A 15338-nucleotide genomic window follows, 5' to 3' on the forward strand; every position below is an offset into this window, starting at 1 on the left:
CTCAGCTCCCTAATGTGGCGACCAGAACCGCCTTGATGGTGTGCATCCGGTTTTCCGCCTGCTCGAACTGGATCCCGGCGGGGCTTTCGAACACCTCTTCGGTCACTTCCATTTCGGTGATGCCGAATTTCTGATGGATGTCCTCGCCCACCTTGGTTTCCGTGTTGTGGAAAGCGGGCAGGCAATGCATGAACTTGACGTTGGGGTTGTTTGCCGCCGCCATCAGATCGCTGTTGACCTGATAAGGTGTCAGCTCCTTGATCCGGCTTTCCCAGACCTCGGCCGCCTCACCCATCGAGACCCAGACATCGGTGTGGATAAAGTCTACGCCATCCACGGCTTCTTTCGGGTCGTCGGTGATAGTCAGCTTGGCGCCATAGCGCGCGGCGGCCTCTTCGGCGGGACCTCGGAATTCGTCCGAGGGCCACAGCTCTTTCGGGGCGCCGATGCGCACGTCCATACCCATCATGCAGCCCGCGATCATTAGCGAATGACCCATGTTCGAGCGCCCGTCACCAACATAGGCATATTTGATGTCATGCAAGGGTTTTTCGCCATATTCCTGCATGGTCAGCAGGTCGGCCAGCATCTGGGTCGGGTGGAACTCATCCGTCAGGCCGTTATAGACGGGCACACCCGCATAGTCGGCCAGCGTCTCGGCCAAATCCTGACCGAAGCCACGGTATTCGATCCCGTCGAACATCCGACCCAAAACGCGGGCGGTGTCTTTCATGCTTTCCTTATGCCCGATCTGCGACCCCGAGGGGCCGAGGTAGGTGACGCCAGCGCCCTGATCCATCGCCGCCACTTCAAAGGCGCACATGGTCCGGGTCGAGGTTTTCTCGAAGATCAGGCAGATATTCTTGCCCTTCAGGTGCTGAATCTCGGATCCGGCGTATTTCGCACGTTTCAGGTCGCGTGACAGGTCCAAAAGATAGCGCAGTTCGCGCTGGTTGAAGTCGAGCAGTTTGAGGAAGCTGCGGCCCTTGAGGTTAAATGCCATCGTCTTCGTCTCCTTTTCGTCATCAGTCTCAATAATCTACGGGGTCGCGCCAGATCGGGCAGGTCATGCAATGCCCTCCGCCACGTCCACGGCCCAGTTCGGACCCGGAAATGGTGATCACCTCGACACCCGCCTTACGCAGCAGCGTGTTGGTATAGGTGTTGCGGTCATAGGCCACGACCACGCCGGGCTCTAACGCGACCACGTTGTTGCCATCGTCCCATTGCTCGCGTTCCTGATTGAACGCATCACCACCGGTCTGCACGATGTTTAGCGATTTGATGCCAAGGCACTCTGCCGCGACATCAAACAGGTGTTTGTCCTCACGCCGGAACTCGATCGAGCCCTCTTTGTTGCCCGGATGCAGGCTGATACACTGGATCTCGTTACAGACATCCACAAAAGCGGTCGCGGTTTCGCGGTCGCAATGGCTAAACACCGTATCCAGATGCATGGCCGCCCGGCTGCGTGGCATCTGGCAGGCCACAACCCGTTCCGCCGCACCCTTGGCGAACAGCGCGCGTGCCACCTGACCCACCGCCTGCGGGCTGGTGCGTTCGCCCATACCGATCAACACGCTGCCATTGCCCCAGGGCATGACATCGCCGCCCTCGACCGTGGCCGCGCCATGATCTTCGTCGGGGTCGCCCCACCAGATTTCGAAATCCCCGTTCTTGAAATCAGGGTGGAACTTGTAGATCGCGGTGACCAGCAGCGTTTCAGGCCGCCGCGCGGGCCAATACATCGGGTTCACCGTCACACCGCCGTAGATCCAGCAGCTGTTGTCGCGGGTGAACTGCGTGTTGGGGATTGGGGGAATCACAAATCCCAGAGGGCCAAGGTAGCTGCCGAACATGCCCGAGGGCTTGAAGGGCATATCCTCGACCGCGATGCCGCCGATCAGGTACCTGGCCAGTTCTTTGGCCGGCATTTCATCAAGCCATCCGCGCAACTCAGTCAGCATGCCGACGCCAACCTGATTTTCCGTGATCCGCCGTTCCAGCACCCAGTTGCGGGCATCTTTGTCCTTGAGTGTCGTCTCTAGCAAAGCGTGGAATTCCAGCACTTCGACCCCGCGCTCTTCCATTTTCATGCGGAAATCAGCGTGATCGGCACGGGCTTTGTGCACCCATAGAACGTCATCATACAAAAGCTCGGCTGCGTTGCCCGGGGTCAGGCGGGAATGGGCAAGGCCCGGTTCGCACACCATCACCTTGCGAAGTTTGCCAATCTCGGAATGGGCTCCAAATCCAGTCATGATGTCTCCTTCGGTGTTGCTTTGCCGGACTGCCAGCGCAGCCAGACATGGATGGGCAGACCTGCCAAAAGCAGCAGAACGCCCCAGAAAACCACATCCTCACCCGCGCCGTAGATCGCCCAGAGCGCGTAGGCAAAGCCCAACGTGGCAAGGATAAGGATGTTGGGTGACAGCCGGATGTGATCGCCCCGACGCGCACGGATCATGATCTCGGCCAGGGCGCATAGCAGATAGGGGATCAGGGTCGACAGCGTGGCCAGCAGGATGATGAATTCGAACTGCTCGGCCAGCGACCGTGTGTAATTCATGGCAATGAGGGCACTGGCCAGAAGGCTGGACACGATCAACCCAAAGGCCGGTGTACCTGAGCGGGACAGGCGCGCGAAATAGGCCGGGAACAACCCGTCGCGGGCCGCGCCTAGGGGCACCTGCCCAGTCAGAAGAACAAAACCGTTCAGCGTCCCAAAGGTTGAGATACAGGCCCCGATGGCGATAAAGACAGCGCCACCGAAGCCCCACATGACCGTGGCGACATCGGCAAGCGGCGCATTGCTTCCCGCCAAAAGTGACGAGGGCACGACACCGAGCGCCACATAGGTTGTCGCGATATAGATCAAAGCCGCCACGCATGTGCCAAGGATCGTGGCGCGGGGAATGGTGCGCTTGGGATCTTTGACCTCACCTGCCGGGACGGTCGCCGATTCCAGCCCCACAAAGGCCCACAGTGTCAGCGCAGCACAAGTTGAAATCGCCGAGATGTTGGACATTCCGCTGACATTCACCGGTTTGAAATTAGCGCTGTCTACATATGCAAAGCCCAAAACGATCAGCACCAGCAGCGGAGCCAGTTTCATCACGGTGGTCACGACCTGAATGATCCCCGCTTCACGCACGCCGCGCACGTTGATCCAAGTCAGCAACCACATCGACCCCAGTGCCGCGGCCAACCCGGCCAATGCGCTTTGGCCCACGGCAGGGACCATAACGCTGAGATATCCAGCAAAGGCCACGGCCACGGCGGCATTTCCCGACCAAAGGGCGATCCAATAGCCCCACGCGATGATGAACCCTGCAAAATCCCCAAAGCCTTCGCGGGCATAGGCATATGGCCCACCGGTATCAGAAGACAGGCGCGCCAGCCGTCCGAAGATCAGCGCCAGGACGATGGCTCCTCCGGCGGTCAGAACCCATCCCGCCATCGAGATCGGCCCAAACGCTGCAAGAGACGACGGCAGCAGGAAAATTCCCGACCCGATCATATTGCCCACCACCAAGGCGGTACACATCCAAAACCCAAGAGCGTGTGGGGTATCAGAAGAGGTCATCGGACAGCCTTACGCAATTGCCGACAGGCTGAGACCGACCATGATGATCACGATCAGTACACCCAGCAGCGGAAGGGTGAATTTCAACCACCGTTCATAGGGCACACGTCCCAACGCCAAGCCACCCATCACCACAGCCGAGGTCGGCGTGATCAGGTTCACCAGACCGCTAGCGGACTGATAGGCCGTGACGACCAAAGAACGGTCCACGTTCGAAAAATCCGCCAGTGGCGCCATGATCGGCATGGTCAGAACCGCCAGACCCGATGAGGACGGCACCAAGAAAGACAACAGCCCCTGCAGCCCGAACATAGTATTGATGAAAGCCACCTGACCCAACCCGTTCACTGCACCCTCGGCCCAATACAGGATCGTGTCGGTTATACTGCCAGCATCCATCACGATAACGATGCCACGTGCAATCCCGATCACCAGCGCCACGCCCAACAGGTCACGCGCGCCATCCACGAAAGTCGAAGTGAACTCTTCTTCTCCCATCCGTGCGATCAGCCCGACGACGATGGCGGCCACAAGAAACAGGCCCGACATCTCGGCCATCCACCAACCTCCGACGGATACGCCCCAGATCATCACGCCGAAGCTGGCTGCAAAGATCACAAGGATTACACCATGGGTGCCCGTAAAGGTGACAGGCGCATCGCCCTCGCGTTTGCCTTTGAGGAAATGTGTTTCATTGCTTTCGCGTTTGTCGGCGACGATCGACAGCTGAGGGTCGGCTTTGACCCGCGCCGCGTAGCGCATGACAAACGCGACACAGGCCAGCCAGCAGACTGCAAGCAGTCCAAAGCGCAGCATGATCCCATTGGTGAACGGTACCCCCGCCGCGTCCGAAGCGATCACGGTGGCAAAGGGGTTGATGGTGGACCCCAGCGTACCCACGCCCGCGCCCAGCATGATGATCGCCACACCTACTGCGGCGTCATAACCCGCCGCAATCATCACCGGAATGATCAGGGTGTAGAAGGCCAGCGACTCCTCAGCCATGCCATAGATGGTGCCGCCTGCAGCAAACAACGCCATCAGGATGGGGATCATCCACTTTTCATGCCCCTCCATCCTTGCCATCGCTTTGGCGATGCCTGCGTCAATGGCTCCGGTATGGGCTACGATCCCCAGAAAGCCTCCAATCACAAGAACAAACAGCGCAACGTCGATGGCCTGAGCCTCATAGGTGGCGGGATTGTAGAACCCCGCAATCGGTGCCAGAACCACGTCGATAAAGCCCTGCGGCTGCGGGTCAACTACCTGATAACTGCCTGGAACCGGGACATCCTTGCCCAGCCGTTCATTTGCGACACGGTCATACTGACCGGCGGGCACGAACCAAGTGGCGATCGCAACCACTGCGATCAAAGCAAAGAGAATGGTGTATGCAGTAGGGAACTTGAACTTCATTTGAACGATCCTCTGAAAATACCGAGAATGAAAGCTAAGCTGCCTGCGTGCCCGATGATCTTCCGTTCAGTCCGGCCAGGTTCGTTGCAAGCTGTTGCGTGAAATGTGCAAAGCAAAATCAAACAGGACTTTGACTTGGATCATTAAAAACCCAAAAAGATGTAACTGATTTGTGAAATTTAGCCCTCGGAATTTTGCATGCGCAGACAAAAGCCGTTTTTTGCGGGCTAGCTGTTCACGTTATCCGGATCGAACGTTCCCGATGACAGATCGACACGCGCGTCGACCTCAGCTGCGTTGACGGTCGCATCGGCCCCCGGCTCGCTCACAATAGTAGCTGTCTAAGGGGCCGGCTTTTGGCGTGTCACACTTCGAACTTTTCCCGGCACAGGCTTTCAATCTGTGCCCAAGTTGATTTGAATTCAGGTGTATTTTCGGCCGCGTAGTGGAAGTTCTTCATCAAGCCTGTCAGCTGCGTAAACACCTGACGTACTTCGGCTTTATCGGCGAAATCGGCGGTGGATTGAGTCACGCCATAGACCAGCTTGAAGGTCATCTTCTGCCGCTCCAGCGGGACGGTTGCGTCCACCTGATCAAAGGCGTCCTGCTGCAGATAAACCATGTCCACAAACAGTGCTTTTTGCTGGGTGACAAAGTCCTCGATCGTGACGCCCTCTTCGCCCGTCACCTGCATCATTTGATCGACCTGTTCGCCCTTTTCGATAAGCGCCAGCAGATCGCGGACCTTGCCGGTCCAGCCAGCTTCGGCATTCTTGTCATACCAGTCGGACAGCTGATCCAGATATCGTGACCAGCTGAGCATCGGGTCCACCGCCGGGTAAAACCGCTTGTAAGCGCGCTCGGACGACAGGCCGAGGAAACACTTGACCGTAGACAGGGTCGACTGCGTGACCGGCTCGTCAAAATTGCCCCCGGCGGGGGACACGGTGCCAATCAGCGTCAGGCTGCCCAACGCGCCGTCATTGGTCTTCATCGCGCCTGCGCGCTCGTACAGCCCCTTGATCGAGCTTTCCAGGTAGGCCGGGAAGCCCTCCTCACCCGGAATTTCCTCCAGCTTGCCCGAAGTCTCGCGCATGGCCTGCGCCCAGCGGCTGGTGCTGTCGGCAATCAGCAGCACGTCATAGCCCATCTGGCGGTAATATTCGCCCAGTGTGATGCCTGTAAAGATCGACGCCTCGCGCGCAGCGACCGGCATTGACGAGGTGTTACAGATGATGATTGTCCGGTCCATCAGGCTGCCGCCCGAGGTCGGGTCGGTCATCTTGGGGAATTCCGCGATGGTCTCCACCACCTCGCCCGCCCGCTCGCCGCAGGCGACAACGATCACGATATCGACCTTGGAATTCCGTGCGATCAGGTTCTGCAGCACGGTCTTGCCTGCACCGAACGGGCCGGGAATACAGGCCGTCCCGCCGCGCGCGATAGGGAAGAACGTGTCGATCAGGCGTTGCGAGGTCAGAACCGGCTCGGTCGGGTAAAGACGTTCAGACAAGGCGCGCTTCAGGATGTTTTCCGGCAACGCCCTCCGGACGGGCCATTTCTGTGACAGGGTCAGCGTGTGTTCGCCGCCCTGCGCATCCTCAAGCCGGGCCACGATGTCGTGGATCGTGGCAGCCCCTTTCTGGACCCAGACGACCTTGTAATCGCCAACCCAGTTAAACGGCAGCATGATCTTATGCTCGAACCGCCCCTCGGGCACCGTGCCGATGCTGTCGCCCGCTGTCACGGTATCGCCCACCTTTACCGAAGGTGTAAACGACCATTTCGCCAGCGTATCCAGCGGGGCCACGTCCGCGCCGCGCGGCAGGAAAGTGCCAAACTCAGCGGCGACCTTGGGCAAGGGCGATTGCAGCCCGTCAAACACCTGACCCAGCAGACCTGGCCCCAGTTCAACCGACAACAACTGGCCCGATTGCTCTACCGGATCGCCCACGGCCACGCCGTCGGTGCTTTCATAGACTTGCACATCCGCCGTGTCACCGCGCACGCGCAGCACTTCGGCTTTCAAACGCTCCTGACGACCACCGGGGCCTGGGCGCGTGGGCAGGATGAAGACCACCTCGTTCTTGACCAATTGCCCCGGCGCGCCCGAGGCATCTGCGTTGGCCTGAATTTGCACCAGCCCCTCTTGCACCGAGACAACGCGGGCAGTGGCGGTTTGCGTGACGGGGGTTGCGGCGGTCATGCGTAGGCTCCCTCAAAGTCGATATCGGCGACGTCGGCCATTGCCTGTTGCGCCAGTTTTTCAAATCGCGTTGCCGCATCCTGCGCATTGCTTTGCGCCCAGCGGTCGAAAATATTCCAGATCAGAACGTAAATCGCTACGGCCTCGAAATCGAACAGATGGCGGGCGGCGTGGCGTTTCAGCTGTTTATGGCTAACCGAAAGCAGAAGCCGCTCCAGACCCAGCGGGTCCTCGGCCTCCAGCAGTTGCTGCGCTTCCTTGAGCCACGGCATCGAGGTCTCAAGCTTGAAGGTCGGATCGCTCCAGTTGGCCGGGATGTGGCGGGCCCAGCGGCCCATGCCGAAGGTTCCGGTAGGCGGGCTTCCGCCCTGTTTGCGCAGGCGCAAAGCGGCTACGGCGGTACGCAAGTCCATCCGCTCCAGAAACAGCTTCTGTAGGGTCGGCTGCGGGATATCAGCCAGCGCGGCCTTGCACCGTTCGACGGCCTGCACGTCTGTCACGTCCATATCGTAGTCACCCCAATTCAGAGCGTGCTCCAACACCCGCAGCACCTGCGCATCCTCACGCGCCAGCGCGCGCAACCGACGGTCCAGCCGAAGGCGCGAGATCGGGGGCTGCTTGGCGACGAACAACCGCTCCGAGCCCGGGAGGCTGCTGATTAGCGCGATATAGGCGTCGGGGTCCGACATGTCAGCGGATCACCCCTTCCAGCACGGCACGGAACCGGGGCTGAAGATGCTCCATCAGCAAAGAGGCAACAGCCTTGTCCGTCAGGTCCAGCACCACGCCCTGATCCTCGGCCCGCACCCGGATGCCATCCTGCGTGCTGTCTGCAGCGTGCAGTTCCACCTGTTCGCGTAGCATGTCGGCGGTCAGGCCCAGCACGTATTTCGTCAGCTTGCCCGACTGGATATCGTCAGCGTTCTGCTTGATATCCTCTTGCGTGGCCACCTTAGCAGGCAGGATCACCTGCACCTTACCGTCCAGTTTGGCCCCGTCTGCAGCGCGCCCGACGACCTCAAGGATCATCTGTTTCAGCATCTCGGGATCAGCCATTTCCTTGGTGACAAGGCGTTCGACATCTTCGCGGAACCGATCAGTGAGACCGGCTTTCATCGTCAGCACCGCATCGCGCATGGCGGTGTTCAACGCCTCTTCCCCGGCGGCGCGGTAATTGTCGGATTCGATGCGCGCCTTTTTCTGATACTCATCCACTTCGCGCTTGGCATCGGCGAGAATCTTCGCCGCCTCGGCCTTGGCTTCAGAACGCAACTTGTCCGCATCCGCCTGCCCCGCCGCGACACCGTCGCTGCGCAGCTTGTCGATCAGCGCATCGACCCCGTGCGAGATCATTCCGTCCTGTGCCATCAGCTGATCCCCGCGCTAATGACCAAGGCAAAGACAAAGGCAAAAACGCCAAAGCCTTCTATGATCGCCGCAGGGGCCAGTGACAGGCCGAAGATTTCCGGTTTCTCCTTCGTGGCATTGATCGCCGCCGCACAGGCCCGGCCCTGCCAGATGCCGCAATACATCAGCGCAATCCCCGAAAGGATGCCGATGCCGAACAACCCGCCCGCGTTTTCCGGCGTCACATCGCGGTTCAGGGTAAACATGATCACGATGCCGTAGATCACCATGGTCGACGGAAAGGCCGAGACGCCGATGAACCGGCCATAGCCGCCCTCGGTCTCGGTCATCGCGCCGATACTGGCCTGCCCCGCAATGGCACAACCAATTGCGCTAGACGCCGCACCCAAAGCCATGGGCGCGTAGATTCCCAGCCAACCCAATGTCAATACAAGCTCATTCATTCCTGAACCTCCTTGCGGGCGAACGGGCGAAAGACGATGCCTTCATCCGGCAGACCCCATTTAAAGAATTCGATGTAATTCAGACGTAACCCGTGGACGACGCCGCTCATCAGTGCGAGTGCGAAATTGAGGAGATGCCCGGCAATCAGGATCAGCAGCCCGAACAGGATGCCCGGCCCTTTCAGCGCCTGCATCACTTGGACCGCCAGATCGTTGAACGTGATCGCCAGCGAGGCCGAGGCTAGCCCCAGCGCGAACAGGCGCATGTAACTCAGAACATCGCCAAACGCCCCCATCGCCCCCGCCAGCCCCTGCAGCCCGTCGATCAGACGCCACAGCCAATCGGTGGGTTTGGTGATCTGTCGCTCGCTGGTGAACAGCAGAATGGTCAGAAAGCCTGCGACCATCAGGACCGCTCCGGGCAGGGTCGCGCCGTCGTTCATGTAGGCCAACCACAGAACAAACCCGCCGATCAGCACTCCGATCCAACCTATATTGGCAACCGCTCTGCGCCGTCCCCACGCCGCCCGCGCGGCCAATGCGTTGGCCAGCACCAGATGGAACACCCCCACCACGATCGAGATCATCATCATCGCGTTGAAATTGTTCAGATCCAGTATCTTGAGCCGCGCCCAGATCGACCCCTCTGCCGGGGACGCGCCAAAATAACTGCCAACCATGACACCGTAAATTACCGTCGCACCCGCGATGATCACACCATAGAGCCGCCACGACCGCTGCGCCGGGGACTTGTCCATCTTTTTCCAGAAGGCCAGCAGGCCCAGCAGGATCACCGCGCCATAGCCCGCATCCGCCACGATCATCGCAAAGAAGATCGCGAACGAGGCCGCAACAATGATGCTGGGATCCCAATCCCGGTAGCCCGGTATCTGGTAAAACAGCGCCAGATCGACCGCTGCGCTGCGGTTTTCGGGCTGCTCCAACAGCGTCGGAGGGGCGTCATCCGGGCCCGGTTCCTCGATCAGAACAGCGGCGTCTCGCGCCTGCGCCATCTCCAGCACCGCATCCACACGATCTTCAGGCACCCAGCCCTGCAGGGCAAACATCGCGCCCTCGTCGCGAACCTTCTGCGTGGCATGGGCGAGTTCAGCCGCGCTTTCCGCCGCCGACAGGTTGCGGCGCATCAGCGTCAGGTAGCGGGTTTGGGCGATGCGTTCGGCCTCCAGCGCCTCGATCGCAATCTCGGCCTCTTCCAGCTGCGCCTCAAGCTCATGGATCGGCAGCGATCCGGTATGGGTACGCGGCACCGGCAGAATATCATCACCCGGATCGTCGGGCGCGACCAGCACAGCGTAGATATAGCGGTGATCCTGTTCCAGAATGGCCCAGGGCAGTTTGACCTCGGACAGCGCCTCACGGTGTTTCACCGGTAGTTGGTAGAACCACAGCCGATTGCCCGCCAGAACGTCATTGGGCGGAAAATCCAGATCCCCCCACGGGCGCACTTGCCCAATCCGGTGCGCCAGAAAATCCCGCCGATCTGTTGCCTCTCGGGTGCGCTGCATCAGGTCCAGCATGTCGCGCACGAACTGGTCCATATCGAACGCAGGGTCACGTTGTATCTGGCGGCGCGGGTCGGCCACGTCGGTCAAAAAGCGCAGCGCCTTATAGGCATCATGCGCACCCCGTTCGCTGATCTTTTCCGGCTCGGCGGGTGGAGGCGCCAGCGGCAGTACATGCATACAGCCCAGCCCTTGCAGCGCCTCTAACGTGTCGCCCTTATGCGCGGCGGGTCCGACGAGGGACAGTTTCTTCAGCCGCGCGACGCTCATGTCAGCGCCTCCTGCGCATGTTTGCGTTTGGAGATTTTCGAGCGCACAACCGCCTGCATCTGCTCATCGCTCAGATAGATGCGGATTTTCTTGATATTGGCCTTGGCGCGTGGGATCAGAACCTTTTCGAACAGGTTGACCCGTTGCGTGATCGTGGCCACGGCCTTGTCGAAAATGCGCACCCTTTCTTCGGCGACCTTCACGCGTAGCCGCGCCTCGATCATGTCATGCAACAGGTTGGCGGCGGCATCGACCCAATGTGGTTTGGCCAACAGCGAATAGGGTCGCACGGCAACTTCGATTCGGTCCAGATCGGGCATCTTGACGCCGACCACGTTGACCTCTTTCAACTGGTAATCCTTCAACTCGACCAACCCGTCCAGGTCGACCCCCTGCTGCGCCAGCATCGGCAGTTTTTCCCCGACCTGCTGCGCCAGATTGTGCACCTCTTGCTGCAGGCGGTGGACGTCTTCGCGGGCTTTGGCACGTTCCGCCATCAACTGCTGGCGCTTGAGGTCCAGCGACGGCAGGAACCGCTCATAGCTTTTCAGCTGGGTCTGCTGGCGAGCCAGCGACGATTTATTCAGCTGCAACCGCGCCATCGGTATCCTTTGGGAAATACTTGTCGACCAAGGCCTGCTTCATCAGCAACTGCTCGGGCTGGAAGCACTCGGCCAGCGTCTTCCACCCCAGATCCAGCGCGTCCTCCAGCGGGATTGAGACGTTGATATCCATGAACCGCGCCCGGAATAGCGCGCCGAATTTCAGCAACTGATGATCGTAATCCGACAGATCAAAGGCCATCGCCTGTTTCTGCGCCGCATCGCGGCTTTCGGAATAGAACCGGATCATCGTGTTCATGATCTGCCCGTGATCTTCACGCGTGGTCTTTCCGATCACGTTCTGCTTGAGGCGTGACAGGCTGCCGAACGGGTCAATCACCCCCGAATGCAGGTAAAACTGCCCCTCGGTGATATAGCCCGTGTTGTCCGGCACCGGATGGGTCACATCATTGCCGGGCATCGTCGTGACAGTCAGTACAGTGACCGAACCGCCTTTGGCATAGTCACATGCCTTCTCGTACCGCCGCGCCAGTTGGGAATAGAGATCGCCCATATAGCCGCGCTGCGAGGGCACGCGTTCCTGACTGATTCCCACTTCTTTCATCGCGTCGGCATAGGCGGTCATGTCGGTCAGTAGCACCAATACCCGCTTACCTTCCTCGACCGCGAATTTCTCGGCCACCGCCAGCGCCATATCGGGCACCAGCAGCCGTTCAACCAGCGGGTCCATCGCCTGATTGACGAACATCACCGTTCGCGAGAACACGCCCGCATCCTCGAACGACGTCCGGAACGTGTGATAGTCGTCAAAGATCAGCCCCAGCCCGCCAAAGACTACGATATCCGCATCCGCCTGAATGCCGATCCGGCTGAGAAAGGCATTGAACGGCTCGCCCGAGACCGAAAAGATCGGGATTTTCTGGCTTTCGACCAGAGTATTGAACACGTCGATCATCGGCACGTCCGTGCGGATCATCTTGTTGGGCACTGCACGTTCCGAAGGGTTTACGGTCGGCCCGCCAATCTCGATCCGCGGCTCGGATGACAGATCCGGCCCACCGTCGATTGCCACCCCTGCCCCGTCAAAGACGCGGCCAAGAATATTGGCCGAATAGGGCGTCTGCATAGGATGACCCAGAAAAGTGGCAGTCGCCTCGGTCGAGATACCCTTGGTGCCCGAGAACACCTGCAGCGTCACCACATCCCGGTCGATGAAAATCGCCTGCGCCAGCGTCTTGTGCCCGTCGATGGTTTCGATCACCGCCAGATCGTTGAACCTGACGGTTGCTTCTGCCGATCCGTCCAACGGAACCCTAACTTTGATCGTATCCCCAACGATTTCCAGAACACGAGTATATTTCAAGAGACTCTGAGACATCGCCTACCCTAAGTCGCATGATTAAGAGTTTATTTTTCTTTCCACCTTCAAACTGCCCACCGAACCAGTGCGCTCGGAGGGTTTAATATTGATTTGGTAAATCCGGTTGCCTCCAAGCTAATAGAGATTGCAGGCCTAAAGCAATGAAATCAGTTCAATTCTGACTGGATTTTGTGTCGCCATTCGATTTCAAGACTTTGCCATTCACGTCTGCGACGCGGCCTTTGACCCCGTTTCAGCATCGGGACGATAGTCCAAAACGCGCACAAGCAAGTTGGCCATCTCTTCAAGTTCTTTGGAAGGTGTTTTGACTTCCCCTATGATGCGTTTGACCAGATCAACGGCTTCAGTGCGCTGCTCCTCGTCAGGCAACAGATAAGGCAACGTCTCGACTGCACCCTTCGGATCGAAAGCGGCGACCAGAGTCTGCTCGTGCAACATACGTTGACGTTCTACAACCGAAATGGATTTGAACGGCGCTTCGTGCCGAAAGATATGCGCCCAGCGGTGCAGAATCTCAGCGCGAAAGCTTTTGTGGCTGTCGGCCAATAAGATCAGCATTCGAATGACCGCCTCGGGCAGACCTCCTTGCCGCATATGCGCAAGCACCGTGTTGACCTCTGGCAAATTGCGCAAAGACGCTGGGTCTGGCAGGGTTCGGCGCTTGGAATACTCTTGCCCGAACCAAGTTGCGAACGGCCCGCCCCAAGTGGCGAAGAAGGTTGCCTCATACCATGCGTCGCGCAATTCACGGCCCAAATCCATCGATTGCTCGATCCATTCACCGGTGAGTTTTTCCCATATTAGAAACGGGTTGTCAGCATCGGCTGGCGCGCGCTGCGCTCTGGCGTCCTGCGCCAGTTTCTCGATCCCTTTCCCCATAACTGTGTTCGAAGACATCGACGAACGCTGTACGCGCAGCGGATGCGCATCGCGCAAAGCCTGCGCTGTCACCGGTGTCGACATTGTTTGCACGACTGGGCGACCAAAGGTTTCATAGGCACCCGCTTGCACTTCCGACATATGCGCCACGGCGGCAAAGCTGGTTTCATCCTGGCGACCGTCATCCAATTCAGCGACATCTGAAAGCGTTCGATCGACGAACCGAACTTCGAAGGATTTTTCGACCCCGTCCCCTTCGATGTTATCAATGACCATTTCATAAAGACCGGGTGCCATTGCCTCGACTGTTTCAAGTGTAGAGGCAAGGCCTGTGTGCTCTTTGCGCGCAATCTTGGAGGAAACAAAAATGCCCAGATGCCCCACTTCATCATGAAGCATGTAAATAATGCGCTGGCCGCGTACTCGTATCTCTTCTTCGTCCGCATACGTTTCAGCGATCCAGTTCAAAGCCTGTTGCGGCGGCGTGATATTGTCGCCATGACTTGCAAAGACAAAAATCGGCGCTTTGATCGCCTTGAGATCTACAGGAACTCCGGGTTCCAGTTGTGCGGTATTCTTGACGAGCCGGTTTCCAACGAACAGTTGTTCGACAATCCATCGAATTTCGGCCTCGTTCAGAAGAAAGAAACCGCCCCACCAACGCTCAAAATCGATGAAACGCTGACGGCCAGCTTCGGGATCGCGGTACAGGTCGAAATACTTGCCAAAGTAGTTGCGGCTGGGATTTAGCTGCTCGAAATTCATCACCAGATTGGCACCGTCAAATTTGCCGTTCCCCAAATCTGACCAGAGCATCGGCTGCCATGTACCGCCAAGCATCCCACCATTGTAGCGCATTGGATTTTCACCAACTTCACCCGACCAAGGTGCGACCGGCGCACCATTGAGCACCAGAGGCCCGGTCAGATCGGGGTTGCAGGCCGCCATCAGCAAGGTCGCCCAGCCGCCCTGGCAGTTTCCTGTCACAACAGGTTGCGGGCTTTTTGGGTGACGCGCGCTGACGGTGCGAACAAATCCAGCTTCGGCATGCATCACATCCGCCAGTGTCTGTCCTTCGACCGGGTCACGGCCAAAACTCACAAAGTATACCGGGTGGCCCTTCGCCAGCGCCACGCCGACCTGGCTGTCGGACTTGAACCCACCAATACCACCGCCATGTCCAGCACGAGGATCAATAATGATGTAGGGGCGTTTGTGATCGTCTACGTTGATCCCTTGCGGGGGAACAATGCGCAAAAGCTGATAGTTGCAGGGCCGGTCGAGCTCCCTCCCGTCAACCATCACTTCGTAGTCATAGACAAGCACTGGCGGGCAACCGGCCGCTTCATGTTCGAGGAAAACGTCTCCGCGCTCGCGCAAGACGTCCATCGTCAGGGCGACGCGCTGACCTGCATCCTTGATATAGTCCGTCCATGCCGAACCTACGGATTTCGTCTGCGCGAATTGCACCGCAAGATCTCGCAGTTCGTTTGACCATTTCGTAGACCGGTTTGAATGGTGCTCAGTTATTTTCTGTGCCTGATTAGTAGCGGCTTGCGACAAAATTTGGTACTGCATACCAGATTGATCAAGCACACCAGAAATCGCATCAAGCACGTTGCTGTTTACGGTCGCTGTGGTTTTTTCACCGGTTGAAGGGTGCGACGCATTTTCTTTCGCAATTGAATTCCGGGCCATAGGTC

Annotated in this window: 12 protein-coding genes; all 12 read right to left on the reverse strand. The window is 58.7% G+C overall.

The features are described 5' to 3' along the window. Nucleotide 1 precedes the first annotated feature (1 nt). The 12 genes from argF to ACR0L1_RS12935 all read right to left on the reverse strand — a co-directional run bounded on the left by argF (nucleotide 2) and on the right by ACR0L1_RS12935 (nucleotide 15333). A complete protein-coding gene (gene argF, locus ACR0L1_RS12880; protein WP_480859213.1) occupies nucleotides 2–1003 on the reverse strand; it encodes an ornithine carbamoyltransferase in 1002 nt (333 codons plus the stop codon). A 28-nt stretch (nucleotides 1004–1031) separates the two neighbouring features. After that, nucleotides 1032–2261 (reverse strand): arginine deiminase, encoded by a 1230-nt coding sequence (locus ACR0L1_RS12885; RefSeq protein WP_170789896.1) that lies wholly within the window; start codon nucleotides 2259–2261, stop codon nucleotides 1032–1034. Further along, entirely contained in the window at nucleotides 2258–3586 is a 1329-nt protein-coding gene (locus tag ACR0L1_RS12890) for an amino acid permease (protein WP_170789895.1), read from the reverse strand. The genes ACR0L1_RS12885 and ACR0L1_RS12890 overlap by 4 nt, the downstream gene beginning before the upstream one ends. Nucleotides 3587–3595: 9 nt before the next feature. After that, nucleotides 3596–5002: a YfcC family protein gene (locus ACR0L1_RS12895; protein WP_480859215.1), complete on the reverse strand. Its 1407-nt coding sequence runs from the start codon at nucleotides 5000–5002 to the stop codon at nucleotides 3596–3598. Nucleotides 5003–5366: 364 nt separating this feature from the next. Beyond that, entirely contained in the window at nucleotides 5367–7208 is a 1842-nt protein-coding gene (locus ACR0L1_RS12900; protein WP_480859217.1) for a V-type ATP synthase subunit A, read from the reverse strand. Continuing rightward, nucleotides 7205–7897 (reverse strand): hypothetical protein, encoded by a 693-nt coding sequence (locus ACR0L1_RS12905; RefSeq protein WP_480859218.1) that lies wholly within the window; start codon nucleotides 7895–7897, stop codon nucleotides 7205–7207. Before ACR0L1_RS12905 ends, ACR0L1_RS12900 begins: the two co-directional genes overlap by 4 nt. Nucleotide 7898: 1 nt before the next feature. Further along, on the reverse strand, nucleotides 7899–8576 hold the full coding sequence (locus ACR0L1_RS12910) for a hypothetical protein (protein ID WP_480859220.1): 678 nt from the start codon (nucleotides 8574–8576) through the stop codon (nucleotides 7899–7901). Then, nucleotides 8576–9019: an ATP synthase subunit C gene (locus tag ACR0L1_RS12915; RefSeq protein ID WP_170352721.1), complete on the reverse strand. Its 444-nt coding sequence runs from the start codon at nucleotides 9017–9019 to the stop codon at nucleotides 8576–8578. The genes ACR0L1_RS12910 and ACR0L1_RS12915 overlap by 1 nt, the downstream gene beginning before the upstream one ends. Further along, on the reverse strand, nucleotides 9016–10812 hold the full coding sequence (locus tag ACR0L1_RS12920; protein ID WP_480859222.1) for a V-type ATP synthase subunit I: 1797 nt from the start codon (nucleotides 10810–10812) through the stop codon (nucleotides 9016–9018). Before ACR0L1_RS12920 ends, ACR0L1_RS12915 begins: the two co-directional genes overlap by 4 nt. Beyond that, nucleotides 10809–11414: a V-type ATP synthase subunit D gene (locus tag ACR0L1_RS12925; protein WP_170789890.1), complete on the reverse strand. Its 606-nt coding sequence runs from the start codon at nucleotides 11412–11414 to the stop codon at nucleotides 10809–10811. Before ACR0L1_RS12925 ends, ACR0L1_RS12920 begins: the two co-directional genes overlap by 4 nt. Then, complete coding sequence (locus tag ACR0L1_RS12930) at nucleotides 11392–12753, reverse strand: V-type ATP synthase subunit B (RefSeq protein WP_480503653.1); 1362 nt, start codon at nucleotides 12751–12753, stop codon at nucleotides 11392–11394. Before ACR0L1_RS12930 ends, ACR0L1_RS12925 begins: the two co-directional genes overlap by 23 nt. A gap of 204 nt (nucleotides 12754–12957) precedes the next feature. After that, complete coding sequence (locus tag ACR0L1_RS12935) at nucleotides 12958–15333, reverse strand: DUF3141 domain-containing protein (protein ID WP_480859225.1); 2376 nt, start codon at nucleotides 15331–15333, stop codon at nucleotides 12958–12960. Nucleotides 15334–15338: the final 5 nt, after the last annotated feature.

Source organism: Ruegeria sp. J8, from assembly GCF_056531925.1.

Bases quoted from the DNA above. Each gene is read 5' to 3' on its own strand.
- ACR0L1_RS12910 (WP_480859220.1), bottom strand. From the start codon at position 8,576: ATGGCACAGGACGGAATGATCTCGCACGGGGTCGATGCGCTGATCGAC.
- ACR0L1_RS12920 (WP_480859222.1), bottom strand. From the start codon at position 10,812: ATGAGCGTCGCGCGGCTGAAGAAACTGTCCCTCGTCGGACCCGCCGCG.
- ACR0L1_RS12895 (WP_480859215.1), bottom strand. From the start codon at position 5,002: ATGAAGTTCAAGTTCCCTACTGCATACACCATTCTCTTTGCTTTGATC.
- ACR0L1_RS12930 (WP_480503653.1), bottom strand. From the start codon at position 12,753: ATGTCTCAGAGTCTCTTGAAATATACTCGTGTTCTGGAAATCGTTGGG.
- ACR0L1_RS12900 (WP_480859217.1), bottom strand. From the start codon at position 7,208: ATGACCGCCGCAACCCCCGTCACGCAAACCGCCACTGCCCGCGTTGTC.
- ACR0L1_RS12925 (WP_170789890.1), bottom strand. From the start codon at position 11,414: ATGGCGCGGTTGCAGCTGAATAAATCGTCGCTGGCTCGCCAGCAGACC.
- ACR0L1_RS12935 (WP_480859225.1), bottom strand. From the start codon at position 15,333: ATGGCCCGGAATTCAATTGCGAAAGAAAATGCGTCGCACCCTTCAACC.
- ACR0L1_RS12915 (WP_170352721.1), bottom strand. From the start codon at position 9,019: ATGAATGAGCTTGTATTGACATTGGGTTGGCTGGGAATCTACGCGCCC.
- ACR0L1_RS12890 (WP_170789895.1), bottom strand. From the start codon at position 3,586: ATGACCTCTTCTGATACCCCACACGCTCTTGGGTTTTGGATGTGTACC.
- ACR0L1_RS12885 (WP_170789896.1), bottom strand. From the start codon at position 2,261: ATGACTGGATTTGGAGCCCATTCCGAGATTGGCAAACTTCGCAAGGTG.
- argF (WP_480859213.1), bottom strand. From the start codon at position 1,003: ATGGCATTTAACCTCAAGGGCCGCAGCTTCCTCAAACTGCTCGACTTC.
- ACR0L1_RS12905 (WP_480859218.1), bottom strand. From the start codon at position 7,897: ATGTCGGACCCCGACGCCTATATCGCGCTAATCAGCAGCCTCCCGGGC.